We start from the raw sequence: 12,122 nt of genomic DNA, 5'->3' as shown, positions 1-12,122 counted from the left end.
TGCGGGCCCGTACGCCGTCGCGTACGGGCCCGCACTGTTCGGTGTCTCAGGCCTTCTTGGTGCACTCCGCGCAGGTGCCGAAGATCTCCAGGGTGTGCGCGATGTCGCTGTAGCCGTGCTCGGCGGCGATCGCGTTGGCCCAGCGCTCGACCGCCGGGCCCTCGACCTCGACGGTGGAGCCGCAGCTGCGGCAGACCAGGTGGTGGTGGTGCCCGCTGCTGCACCGGCGGTAGACCGCCTCGCCGTCGGCGGTGCGCAGCACGTCCACCTCACCGGCGTCGGCCAGCGACTGCAGGGTGCGGTAGACCGTGGTCAGACCGACCGAGTCGCCCCGGTGCTTGAGCAGGTCGTGCAGCTCCTGCGCACTGCGGAAGTCCTCGATCTCGTCCAGGGCCGCCGAGACGGCGGCTCGCTGCCGGGTCGATCGGGCGCGCGACGGGCCTGCGGTGGTCACCGTGGGTCCTCCTGGTCGTGGGGTGGTCTGGCACCTCATTGTGCCAGCCCCCGACTGGTGACCGAATCCTCCGCGCGACCCCGTTGCTGATCGGGCAGCCGCACCTCGCAGACCTCGGGTCCGTGGTCGCTCGCGGCCCGGTGCCGGCGCCGGGCCAGCGGGGTGGCGACGGCGCTGAGCAGCGCGAAGACCACGATCGCCAGCAGCACGATGGTCGGCCCCGAGGGCAGGTCGGCCTGGTACGAACCGGCCACCCCGCCCACCGCGACCAGCACGCCGATCCCGATCGAGGCGGCCTGGGTCATCGCGAACGAACGGGTGAGCTGCTGGGCGGCCACCACCGGGACCACCATCAGCGCGCTGACCAGCAGCAGGCCGACCACCCGCATCGCCACCGTGACGGTGACCGCGGCCATCACGGCCAGCAGCAGGTTGAGGACCCGCACCGGCAGACCGGTGACCCGGGCGAACTCCTCGTCCTGGCAGATCGCGAAGAGCTGGCGGCGCAGGCCGATGGTGACCGCGATGACCACCGCGGCCAGCACCGTGATGGTGATCAGGTCGCTGGGCGCGACGGTCAGGATGGAGCCCCAGAGGTAGCTCTCCAGGCTGCCGTTGCCCGCCTGGGCGCTCATGCTGACCAGCATCTTCCCGCAGGCCATGCCGCCGTAGAAGAGCATCGCCAACGCGATGTCGCCGCGCTGGTTGCCGCGCGAGCGGACCAGCTCCATCACCACCGCGCCGAGGATGCAGACCAGCACGGCCATCCAGACCGGGCTGGTCTGGAAGAAGAAGCCGAGGCCGACGCCGGTGAGCGCGACATGGCCCATGCCGTCGCCCATCAGCGCCTGCCGGCGCTGCACCAGGTAGATCCCGACGGCGGGCGCGGTGATGCCGACCAGCACGGCGGCGATCAGCGCGCGCTGCATGAAGTCGTAGCTGAGCATCTCGTTCATGCGAGCAGTCCAGGGGTCGTCAGGTGGTCGTCCCCGTGCGGGTGGACGTGGTCGTGGCCCGGCAGCGCGTGCTGCCCGGTGTCGGGGTGCGGCGGGCCGTCGTACGCGACGCAGCCGTCGCGGAGCACCACGGTGCGGTCGATCAGCGGCTCCAGCGGCCCGAGTTCGTGCAGCACCAGCAGGACGGCGGCGCCCCGGCCGACCTCCTGCCGCAGCGTGTCGGCGAGCACCTGCTGGCTGGCCACGTCCACCCCGGCCATCGGCTCGTCCATGATGAGGAGTTCGGGGGAGCCGACCAGGGCGCGGGCGATCAGTACCCGCTGGTGCTGGCCGCCGGAGAGCCCGGCCACGCCGTCCTCGGCGCGGTCCAGCATGCCGACCTGGGCCAGCGCGCGGTCCACCGCGTCCCGGTCCTTGCGGCGGAACGGGAACAGCCCGTGCTGCGGCAGCCGCCCGGTGGAGACCACCTCGCGGACGGTGGCCGGCACCCCGCTGGCGGCGGTGGTGCGCTGCGGCACGTAGCCGATCCGGTGCCAGGCACGGAACTTGGCGAACGGGGTGCCGAACAGTTCGAGCCCGCCGCGCTCCAGCGGGACGGCGCCGATCACCGACCTCACGGTGGTGGACTTGCCGGAGCCGTTGGCCCCGAGCAGCGAGACCACCTCGCCGGGCCGGACCTCGAGGTCCACGCCGCGCAGGACGGGCCGGCCGCCGAGCGAGGCGACGGCGTCGCGGAGCCGGACGGCCGCGGGCGCGGCACCCGCCTCACGGGGGTGCCGCGCCGCGACGGGCTGCGGAGCCTTGGGGATGACAGTGCTCATGGGTATCCGATGTCCCGTCAGCCGGTGGTACCGAACGCGGCCTGGAGGTTGTGCAGGTTCTGCCGCATGACCGAGAAGTAGGTGTCCTTGGCCGGGTCCTTGACGCCCTCCAGCGGGTCCAGGACGGCGGACTTCAGACCGAGGTCCTTGGCGACCGTCTCGGCGAGCTTGGGGCTGACCAGGGTCTCGAAGAAGATCGTGCTGACGCCGTGCTGCTTGGCGGCCTGCTGCACCTCGGCCAGCTTGGCCGGAGTCGGCTCGGCCTCCGGGTCGACGCCGTTGATGGCGATCTGGTCCAGGCCGTAGGCGTCCGCCAGGTAGCCGAAGGCGGCGTGGCTGGTGACGAAGGACCTGCCCTTGGCGTCCTTCAGCCCGGCCTTGAACTCCTGGTCCAGCGCGGTCAGTTCGGCGACCGTGCGGTCGGTGTTGCGCTGGTAGTCGGCGGCGTTCGCCGGGTCGGCCTTGGCCAGCTCGGCGCCGACGCTCTTGGCGACGGCGGCGTAGCGGTTCGGGTCCAGCCAGAGGTGCGGGTCGCCCGCGGCGCCCTCGTGGTCGTGGCCGTCGCCCTCGGCGTGGTCCTCGGCCAGGTGGTGGTCGACCAGCGGGGAGGCGGCGGTGGCGTCCACCACGTGCTCGGCGCCGCTCTGCGCGACGGCCTTGTCGACGGTGGGCTGCAGGCCCTTGAGGTAGACCACGGTGTCGGCGCTCTTGACCTGGGCGACCTGCTTGGCGGTCAGCTCCAGGTCGTGCGGCTCGACGCCGGCCTTGGTGAGGCCGGTCACCCGTACGTGCTCGCCGCCGATCTGCTGGGCGAGGTACTCCATCGGATAGAACGACGCGACCACGTCCAGCTTGCCGTCACTGCCCTTGGCGCTGCTCGAACCGCCGCAGGCGGACAGGGTGAGGGCGCCGACGACGGCAGTGGCGGTCAGGGCTATCGAGGTGGTGAGGCGTCGCAACATCATGACAACCATTCTCAACTTAACTGGAAATGATTGTCAACTCGATCGACGATCGAATCAACCGATCAACGGTTCGACACACCGACCCGTCGGGGAATACTGATTTGAACCCCGCACCACCACGCCCGGTAACCTCTGGAGGTATTCGGGTGCGTGCAACCAGCCGCGCCTTGACCGTGCCGTCCTCCGGGACGTCGTACTGAAGAGAGCACTGTGGCCGCCGACAAGATCGACACGATCGTCAGCCTGAGCAAGCGCCGTGGCTTCGTCTACCCCTGCAGCGAGATCTACGGCGGCACCCGTGCCGCCTGGGACTACGGCCCGCTGGGCGTCGAGCTCAAGGAGAACATCAAGCGCCAGTGGTGGCGTTCGATGGTCACCGCTCGGGAGGACGTCGTCGGGCTCGACTCGTCGGTGATCCTGGCCCGTGAGGTCTGGGAGGCCTCGGGTCACGTCGCGACCTTCAACGACCCGCTGACCGAGTGCCTCTCCTGCCACAAGCGGTTCCGCGCGGACCACCTGGAGGAGGCGTACGAGGCCAAGCACGGCCGGGTGCCGGCCAACGGCCTGGCCGACGTCAACTGTCCGAACTGCGGCAACAAGGGCGGCTTCACCGAGCCCAAGGAGTTCTCGGGCATGCTGAAGACGCACCTCGGCGTCACCGAGGATGCGAGTGGCCTGGCCTACCTGCGCCCGGAGACCGCCCAGGGCATCTTCACCAACTTCAAGGCGGTGCAGACGACTTCGCGCAAGAAGCCGCCGTTCGGCATCGCCCAGGTCGGCAAGAGCTTCCGGAACGAGATCACCCCCGGCAACTTCATCTTCCGCACCCGCGAGTTCGAGCAGATGGAGATGGAGTTCTTCGTCAAGCCGGGCGAGGACGAGCAGTGGCACGAGTACTGGCTCCAGCAGCGCTGGGACTGGTACGTCGGCCTCGGCCTGCGGACCGAGAACATGCGCTTCTTCGAGCACCCGAAGGAGAAGCTGTCCCACTACGCCAAGCGCACGGTGGACATCGAGTACCGCTTCAACTTCGGCGGCAGCGAGTTCTCCGAGCTGGAGGGCCTGGCCAACCGGACCGACTACGACCTCACCGTCCACAGCGAGGCCAGCGGCCAGGACCTGAAGTACTTCGACCAGGAGTCCGGCGAGCGGTACTACCCGTACGTCATCGAGCCCGCAGCCGGTCTGAACCGCGCCATGCTGGCCTTCCTGATCGACGCCTACTTCGAGGACGAGGCGCCGAACGCCAAGGGCGTCATGGAGAAGCGGGTCGGCATGCGGCTCGACCCCCGGCTCGCCCCGGTCAAGGTCGCGGTGCTGCCGCTGTCGCGCAACGCCGACCTGTCGCCGAAGGCCCGTGGCCTGGCGGCCGACCTGCGCACCGCGTGGAACGTCGAGTTCGACGACGCGGGCGCGATCGGCAAGCGCTACCGCCGCCAGGACGAGATCGGCACGCCGTTCTGCGTCACGGTCGACTTCGACACCCTGGAGGACAACGCGGTCACCATCCGTGAGCGTGACACCATGGCGCAGGAGCGGGTCTCGCTCGACCAGGTGAAGTCCTACCTGGGCGCGCGCCTGATCGGCTGCTAGCAGCGTTTCGACGACGGCCCCCGACCCTGCCGGTCGGGGGCCGTCGCGCGTCTCACGGCCGGAGCGGCAGGCCGGCGCCGCGCAGCGCGGCCAGCGCGGCCCGGGACCGGCTCTCGTCCAGGGTGCCGACTGCCGCCAGCAGCGCCCGGTAGCGCGTGGGGGAGGGGGACAGCCCCGCCGCGTAGCCCGCCAGATCGGCGGGGGAGCGCAGCCGGGCCACCTGCCGGCTCAGCGCCTCGGCCAGCTGGGCGTCCAACCGGAGCGCGGTGTCGGCGAGTTCGTCGGCACGGCGGCCGGCCGCCTGGTGCAGCAGCCGGTACGCGTCCTCGGTGCGGCCGGCCGCCCGCAGGTGGTCGGCCAGCGCGGCCAGCTCGGCGGGTGGGGCCGAGCCCCACTCCCAGAGCAGCGTCAGGCTGTCGGCGGAGAGCCCGACCTGCTCCAAGGCGGCCAGCAGGGCAGGGAGTTCGGCGGCCGGATAGCCCCAGAGCGCGTGGAACAGGGCGGCCGACTCCTCGGAGAGGCCGGTCCGGCGCAGCTCGGCCAGCGTCCCGGCGGCCTGCCCGGCGGCGCCGTGCGCGACCGCCCTGGCCAGGTAGCCCGCCGCGCCGGCCGGGCCCTCGGCGCGCAGCAGTGCGATCAGCCGGGCCACGTCGGCGGGGGCCAGCACCACCGCCGCCTGTGCGGTGAGCGCGGCCGACTCCTGGGCCGAGCCACGGCCGTGCAGGGCGCCGATCCGGGCGGCCAGGGTGGCCAACTCGGCGGCGCTGCGCGGCTCGGGGACCACGGGCCGGGGCGGTGGCGGCGGCTGGGCGGCCACCGGCTCCGGCTCGGGGGCGCTCACGCCGGCGAACCGGGCGCCGCGCATCGGGGCGGCGGCGGCCGCCGGGGCGGGCTGTGGTGCGGCGCTCGCCCCGTACGCGCCGCCGAACCTGGCTCCGGTCGGGCGGCGTGCGGGCGGGACGGCGGTCTGCTCGCGCCGGTGGTCCTCCAGCGCGAGCAGACGTTCACTCAACTCCAGGTGGCGGGCGCCGAGTCCGTCCCGGAGGGTGCGGATCTGGGCCAGCTGGCGGTGCAGTTCGGGATCGGCGCTGCCCACCAGGGCTTCGGTGAGCCGCTGTTCGCGCTGTGCCGCGTACCGGCGGGCCCGGAGGAGTTCATCCAGCTCCGTCCGCAGGGCCTGGACGTCCTCCGCCGTCCCGGGGTCTCGTTCGCGCACCGTCATCGCACCGTCCTGAGTCTTCCGGCCGTCCCTGGAGGGTCATCCTGGCCGCAGAACAAGGCAGTTGTGTTACGGGGCCGAGTCCGGAGCTTTTCGGCGGTGGTCAGGCGCCGAGCAGTCGGACCACGTCCACCACCCGGTGCGAGAAGCCGGACTCGTTGTCGTACCAGCCGAAGATCTTGACGTGCCGTCCGTTGCCGCCGACGGTGGTCAACTTGGCGTCGAAGATGCACGAGTGCGGGTCGCCGACGATGTCGCTGGAGACCAGCGGGGCCTCGGCGTAGCGGAGCACCCCGGCCAGTGGGCCCTCGGCGGCCGCCTTGGCGAACAGCGCGTTCACCTCCTCGACGGTGGTCGGGCGGGCCAGGTAGGCGGTCAGGTCGGTGATCGAGCCGACCGGGACCGGGACCCGCAGCGAGGCGCCGTCCAGCTTGCCGTTGAGCTGCGGCAGCACCAGGCCGATCGCCTTGGCGGCGCCGGTCGAGGTGGGCACGATGTTGGTCGCGGCGGCCCGGGCCCGGCGCAGGTCCTTGTGCGGCCCGTCCTGGAGGTTCTGGTCCTGGGTGTAGGCGTGCACGGTGGTCATCAGGCCGTGCTCGATGCCGATCCCCTCGTCCAGCACCTTGGCCAGCGGGGCGAGGCAGTTGGTGGTGCAGGAGGCGTTCGACACGATGTGGTGCACGTCGGGGTCGTAGCGGTCGTGGTTGACGCCGTACGCCAGGGTGATGTCCTCGTTGGACGCGGGTGCCGAGATCAGCACCTTGCGGGCGCCCGCCGCCAGGTGGGCCCGGGCCTTGACCGCGTCGGTGAACACCCCGGTCGACTCGACCACCACGTCGACGCCCAACTCGCCCCACGGCAGCCGGGCCGGGTCGCGCTCGGCGAGCACCTTGATCCGGTGCCCGTTCACCACGATGCCGTCGCCGTCCACCTCGACCTCGCGCTCCAGCCGGCCCATGGTGCTGTCGTAGGACAGCAGGTGGGCCAGGGTGGCGGCGTCGGTCAGGTCGTTGACCGCCACGATCTCCAGGTCGGCGCCCTGCTGGAGGGCGGCCCGGACGAAGCCTCGGCCGATCCGGCCGAATCCGTTGATCGCTACCTTGATCGCCATGCTCGACTCCCTTGCGGATGGGATCACTTGGTGGAATGCCAGGCTTCGTCGACTGGTAACCGCTTTAAGTGGTTAGCCACAGCGTACGGGGCTGCGAGCACCGGTGCAACCGGTCTGAGGGGTTAGTTGGCTATGCTGGGGAGATGGAGTTCGTCTTTGTCGCCGGTGATCCCGCGCTCGATCTGGTCGGTACCGTGCAGCGGCGCCGCACGCTGGCCCGCGACCTGTTGCAGACGCCGGCCGACCTGGGGGCCTGGACGACCGCGGCGGGGTTGGCCGACCTGTCGGCCCCGGCGGTCGGGGAGGATCTGCACCAGGCCCGCCAACTCCGGGAGTCCGTCTACCGGTTGGGCCTGGCGGCGGTGGCCGGGGAGCCCTACCCCACGGCCGACCGCAGGCTGCTCAACCGGCTCGCCGACGGACCTGCGGTCCGGCTGGAGTTGCGGCCGGACGGCGCCCTGCGTCGGACCGGCAGCGCAGCGGCCGCCCTGGCCACGGTGGCCAGGGCGGCGCAGGAGCTGTTCGCGCTGCCGCTCGGGGCGCCGATCCGCGAGTGCGCGTCGGAGCCCTGCACCCGGCTGTACGTGGACCGGTCGCGGCGGGGGGTGCGGCGCTGGTGCGACATGTCCGCCTGCGGCAACCGGGCCAAGGTCGCAGCCTTCCGCGAGCGCCACCCGGGGTAGCCGGGGCACAGGCTGCGGCAGCCGGGGGCTCGGGGCTGTGCTGGTGTGCGGCTTCGCCGCGTGCGTGACGTCGGCCTTGTGGCGGGTGCTTCGGCCTCTACGGTCAGGGGCTCGGGGAACTGCGACGCCGGCCCCGGGGCGGGTTGAAGGTGCGGGTGTGGTCGACCCCGGGCGGGGCTGAGGTCTGCTTCAGGTGCGGGTTCGGGCGAAAGTGCCTGACCTTTCACGCGGCGATCACGCTCCGGAGGATGGCGTCGCAGTTCCCCGAGCCCCTGGGCCGTAGCCCTGAGCGCCCTGCTGAAAGGCCGGCGTCGCCCGCGCGGCGGAGCCGCATATCAGCAGAGCCCCGAGCCCCTGGTGGTGCACCACGTGCCAGGGTCGGCGTCGCCCGCGCGGCGGAGCCGCATATCAGCAGAGCCCCGAGCCCCTGGTGGTGCACCACGTGCCAGGGTCGGCGTCGCCCGCGCGGCGGAGCCGCAGATCAGCAGAGCCCCGAGCCCCTGGGCCGTAGCCCTGAGCGGCCTGCTGAAAGGTCGGCGTCGCCCGCGCGGCGGCGGCGTGGGTCAGGCCAGGCGGGAGCGGGTTTCCATCAGGGCGAAGCCGAGGAGGTTGAGGCCGCGCCAGGCGGTGGGGTGGAGGGCCTGGTCGTCGTCGGCGGCGAGGCCGATGCCCCAGACGCGGTCGAGGGGGCTGGCCTCGACCAGGACGCGGGCGGCGGTGCCCAGGAGGTAGCTGCGGAGGGCCTGGTCCTGGCCGAACTTGGCCTCGTTTCCGGCCACCACCAGGTCGAACCGGGCGGCGGCCCAGCGCTGGTCGTCGAAGCCGCGGACCAGCCGCCCGAGGTTCTTCGCCTCGGCGGGGGAACGGGCCGCCAGGATCCGTCCGAGGGTCTCGTCGTCACCGAACAGCCGGGCCTTGCCCGCCATCATCCAGTGCTCGGCGGTGGCGTACCGCACCCCGTCCACGGTGAACGCGGACGGCCACCACTGGCTCAGCGAGCCGGGCCCGACGCTGCCGTCCCGCTCCGGCCGGTGGCCCCAGAACATCAGGTACTTCGGCCGTGCGCCGGCCGCCACCAGGGCGGCGAGGTCCTCGCGGGTACGGGTGTGGGACGGGTGCGGAGCGTCGGTCATACCGCCATGCTGTCACCCTCCGCCGACGTCCGGCCCCCGGTTTTTCCGGCCGGCAGGTGCGGCCGGACCAGGTCGGCGGTCTCCGGCCCGTACGCCGTGGCCAGCCGGGCGAGGAAGTCGTCCGGCCGGTACGTGTACTCCTGGGTGCCGACCGACTCCAGGGCCAGGGTGGCCAGCAGGCAGCCGACCCGGGCCGCGACCGGCAGCGGCAGGCCCCAGACCTCGCCGGCCAGCACCCCGGCCCGGAAGGCGTCGCCGACGCCGGTGGGGTCGGCCCGGCGGAGCTCCTGCGGTGGGCGGACCTCGACCGGGGCCTCGCCCTGGCGCTCGATCAGCACGCCGTCCGGCCCGAGCGTGGTGAACCAGGTGCCGACCCGGCCGAGCAGTTCGACCCCGGTCAGCCCGGTGCGCTCCAGCAGCAGGCTGCGCTCGTACGCATTGGTGAACAGCCACCGGGCGCCGTCGACCAGGGTGCGGGCCTGATCGCCGGTCAGCCGGGCGAGCTGCTGGGACGGGTCGGCGGCGAATGGGATGCCCGCCGCCCGGCTCTCCCCGGTGCGGCGCAGCATGGCCGCCGGGTCGTCGGGCCCGATCAGCACCAGCCGGGCCGGGCCGGTGCGGGCCAGCACCTCGGGGAGGCTGATGTCGGCGGCCCGGCTCATCGCGCCCGGGTGGAACGAGGCGATCTGGTTCTGCGCCCGGTCGGTGGTGCACAGGAAGCGGGCGGTGTACTGGCCGGGCACGGTGAGCACGCCTCGGGTGTCCACGCCGTTGGCGCGCAGCCAGTCGTCGTACTCCCCGTGGTCGGCCCCGGCCGCCCCGACCAGCAGCGGCCGCAGGCCGAGCCGGCCGAGGCCGAGGGCGATGTTGGCGCCGACCCCGCCGCGCCGGATCTCCAGTCCGTCCACCAGGAAGGAGAGCGAGACCTTGGTCAGCTGGTCCGGCAGCAGCTGGTCGGAGATCAGCCCGGGGAAGGTCATCAGGTGGTCGGTGGCGATCGAGCCGCTGATCACGATCTGCCCGTCGGCGGTGTGGCTCATTCGGTGCTCCCTCGATGGTGGGCGGGCTACCAGCCGTGCCGGTGGCTGCCGGTGCGCAGCCGGGAGACCAACTCCCGGCGCAGTTCCCGGTCCTGGTCGGTCTCCACGGCCAGGTCGAGCTGGACGATGTCCACCCCGGCCGAGTGCAGCGCGCCGATCCGGTCGGCGACGGTGGCCGGTGAGCCGACGTAGGCGGTGGCGAACGAGCGGCGGACGTACGCGGCCACCTGCTCGGCCGCCATCCGGTCGCCGGTCCGCTGGTCCGGCACCCGGCCGCGCTCGCGGTCGCGGTCCAGCGCGACCGCCTCGGCGAATCGGGGCCCGTCCGGCCCCGAGGTGAGCCGCAGGGCGTCCCGGCGCAGTTCCTGGACCCGGCGCCGGGCGGCCTCGTCGCTGTCGGCCAGCACCAGGGTGAGGTGCCGCCAGATCCGCAGGCTCCGGCCGAACCCGGCTGCGACGGACCGGACTTCGGCGATCCGGCGTCGGGTGTCCGGCAGCGGGAGCGGCGGCACGGCGTACACCTCGGCGTGCCGGGCGGCCAGTTCGACCCCCGCCGGGGAAGAGCCGCCGAACGAGATCAGCTCACCCCCGGGCTCGGGCCGCAGCCCGGCCAACGCACCCTGGACCTGGTAGAACTCGCCCTTGTGGTCGAACTCCTGATCGGCCGCCAGGGACCGCCGCAGCAGCCCGAGGTACTCGTCGGCCCGGCGGTAGCGGTCCTGCTTCCCCAGGGTGTCACCGTCCCTGGCCACGTCCAGGTCGCTGGAGCCGACGATCACGTGCGCCGCCACCCGGCCGCCGGAGAGCCGGTCCAGGGTGGCCAGTTGACGGGCCGCGACGGTCGGGGCGGTGGTGCCGACCCGGTGGGCGACGGCGATCCGCAGCCGGCTGGTGGCGGCCAGCGCCCAGCTCGCCACCAGCCACGGGTCCGGCCAGGAACTCGACTGCACCACCAGGGCGCTGTCGAGCCCGTCCTCCTCGTTCTCCCGGGCGGTCCTGACCACGTGCCCGGGATCGGCGGTGCGATCCCGGGGGTCGGGGGCGAACCGGAGTGCCTGCCGCTCCCGAGGAGTCCGGCCGGTGACCGGTGCGGCCCGTACGCCGCCGCGCAGTTCGAGTTCCATCACGGCTCCTCAGCCCGCCGCCGGGCCGAGCCGGGCCAGGGTGTCCAGCAGCCGGGCCCGGCTGACGAACACCTCGGGCGGCAGCGACACGTACAGCTGGATGGTGGTGACACCCGGGCGGTGGTACTGCATGATCCGTTCCCGGCACTCCTCGGGGGAGCCGGAGATGAACAGGCCGTCCACCACCTCGTCGGGCAGGGCGTCCTGCGAGCCCTCCGGATCGCCGGCCGCCCAGAGCTTGTGCGCGTCGGCGAGCAACTCGCCGTGGCCCAGCCACTCGTGGAACTTGCGGTACGGCTCCCGGTTCAGGATCCAGGCCAGGAACGGGCGGGTGGCGCGGTGCGCGTAGTCGGTGTCCTCGGTCGGGCAGACGAAGACCTTGACCACCAGTTCCTTGCCGGGCGGCTGCGGGCCGACCGCGTCCAGCACCTTCGGCACGTCCTCGGGGAACAGCAGGTTGGTGATCGCGCCGTCCCCCTCGGTGAAGCCGAGCCGGAGCATGCCGGGCCGGAGCGCGCCGAGGATCACCTTGACCGGCTCGACCGGCGGGTGCGGCAGCCGGTACCCGGTGATCGAGAAGGTGTCGAAGTCCCCGGCGATGTGCTCGCCGCGCAGCGCCCGGGTGACGAACCGCAGCACGTCCCTGGTCCGCTTGAACGGCTCGTCGAACGGGATGCCGTTGATGTCGGTGACGTGTGCCGGGACGGACGCGCCGATCCCCAGCAGCAGGCGTCCGGGCGCGAGTTGGGCCAGGGTGGCGGCGGTCTGGGCGAGCACCGCCGGGCCCCGGGTGTGCACCGGCACGATACCGGTGCCGATCCGCAGGCTCGGCGACCAGGCGGCGGTCGCGGCCAACGGGGTGAAGGCGTCGGTGCCGCCGCCCTCGGCGCTCCAGACGTCGGTGTAGCCGAGGTCGGGGAGCCGCTCGACGATGAAGCGGTGCCGGTCGATGGTCAGACCGGGCAGCGGCAGGGTGATGCCCCACTTCGGCGGCTCGGCGGTGTACGGGGTGGTCATCGGGTG

General features: G+C 72.8%; 12 protein-coding genes. 2 read left to right on the top strand and 10 right to left on the bottom strand.

What is annotated here, in order from left to right:
* Window positions 1–46: 46 nt before the first annotated feature.
* From ACIRPK_RS05555 to ACIRPK_RS05540, 4 genes are read right to left on the bottom strand one after another with little or no spacing between them, the layout of a single operon-like run.
* Window positions 47–454 carry a Fur family transcriptional regulator gene (locus ACIRPK_RS05555; protein WP_403033407.1) on the bottom strand — a complete coding sequence of 136 codons (408 nt, stop codon included), beginning with the start codon at window positions 452–454 and terminating at the stop codon, window positions 47–49.
* A gap of 35 nt (window positions 455–489) precedes the next feature.
* Window positions 490–1,410, bottom strand: a complete 921-nt coding sequence (locus tag ACIRPK_RS05550; protein ID WP_403033404.1) for a metal ABC transporter permease — start codon at window positions 1,408–1,410, stop codon at window positions 490–492.
* A complete protein-coding gene (locus ACIRPK_RS05545; protein ID WP_403033402.1) occupies window positions 1,407–2,231 on the bottom strand; it encodes a metal ABC transporter ATP-binding protein in 825 nt (274 codons plus the stop codon). The genes ACIRPK_RS05550 and ACIRPK_RS05545 overlap by 4 nt, the downstream gene beginning before the upstream one ends.
* Before the next feature lie 17 nt (window positions 2,232–2,248).
* On the bottom strand, window positions 2,249–3,196 hold the full coding sequence (locus ACIRPK_RS05540; protein WP_403033399.1) for a metal ABC transporter substrate-binding protein: 948 nt from the start codon (window positions 3,194–3,196) through the stop codon (window positions 2,249–2,251).
* A 210-nt stretch (window positions 3,197–3,406) separates the two neighbouring features.
* Here ACIRPK_RS05540 and ACIRPK_RS05535 point away from each other — a divergent pair, with 210 nt between their 5' ends.
* On the top strand, window positions 3,407–4,789 hold the full coding sequence (locus ACIRPK_RS05535; RefSeq protein ID WP_403033396.1) for a glycine--tRNA ligase: 1,383 nt from the start codon (window positions 3,407–3,409) through the stop codon (window positions 4,787–4,789).
* Window positions 4,790–4,841: 52 nt separating this feature from the next.
* On the opposite strand, the gene ACIRPK_RS05530 is transcribed toward ACIRPK_RS05535, so the two are convergent.
* A complete protein-coding gene (locus ACIRPK_RS05530) occupies window positions 4,842–6,011 on the bottom strand; it encodes a hypothetical protein (RefSeq protein ID WP_403033393.1) in 1,170 nt (389 codons plus the stop codon).
* A 100-nt stretch (window positions 6,012–6,111) separates the two neighbouring features.
* A complete protein-coding gene (gap, locus tag ACIRPK_RS05525) occupies window positions 6,112–7,119 on the bottom strand; it encodes a type I glyceraldehyde-3-phosphate dehydrogenase (protein WP_403033390.1) in 1,008 nt (335 codons plus the stop codon).
* 143 nt (window positions 7,120–7,262) lie between these two features.
* Here gap and ACIRPK_RS05520 point away from each other — a divergent pair, with 143 nt between their 5' ends.
* Complete coding sequence (locus ACIRPK_RS05520) at window positions 7,263–7,802, top strand: CGNR zinc finger domain-containing protein (protein WP_403033387.1); 540 nt, start codon at window positions 7,263–7,265, stop codon at window positions 7,800–7,802.
* Window positions 7,803–8,365: 563 nt separating this feature from the next.
* Here ACIRPK_RS05520 and ACIRPK_RS05515 read toward each other — a convergent pair.
* From ACIRPK_RS05515 to ACIRPK_RS05500, 4 genes are read right to left on the bottom strand one after another with little or no spacing between them, the layout of a single operon-like run.
* Entirely contained in the window at window positions 8,366–8,935 is a 570-nt protein-coding gene (locus tag ACIRPK_RS05515; RefSeq protein ID WP_403033385.1) for an NADAR family protein, read from the bottom strand.
* Entirely contained in the window at window positions 8,932–9,975 is a 1,044-nt protein-coding gene (locus tag ACIRPK_RS05510; RefSeq protein WP_403033383.1) for a PfkB family carbohydrate kinase, read from the bottom strand. Before ACIRPK_RS05510 ends, ACIRPK_RS05515 begins: the two co-directional genes overlap by 4 nt.
* Window positions 9,976–10,001: 26 nt before the next feature.
* Window positions 10,002–11,099: an LLM class flavin-dependent oxidoreductase gene (locus ACIRPK_RS05505; RefSeq protein ID WP_403033380.1), complete on the bottom strand. Its 1,098-nt coding sequence runs from the start codon at window positions 11,097–11,099 to the stop codon at window positions 10,002–10,004.
* A gap of 9 nt (window positions 11,100–11,108) precedes the next feature.
* Window positions 11,109–12,116 (bottom strand): LLM class F420-dependent oxidoreductase, encoded by a 1,008-nt coding sequence (locus ACIRPK_RS05500; protein WP_403033377.1) that lies wholly within the window; start codon window positions 12,114–12,116, stop codon window positions 11,109–11,111.
* Window positions 12,117–12,122: the final 6 nt, after the last annotated feature.

This window comes from Kitasatospora sp. NPDC101801 (assembly GCF_044766665.1).
Classification (GTDB): Bacteria; Actinomycetota; Actinomycetes; order Streptomycetales; family Streptomycetaceae; genus Kitasatospora.
This window is presented reverse-complemented; position numbering and strand designations above follow the sequence as displayed.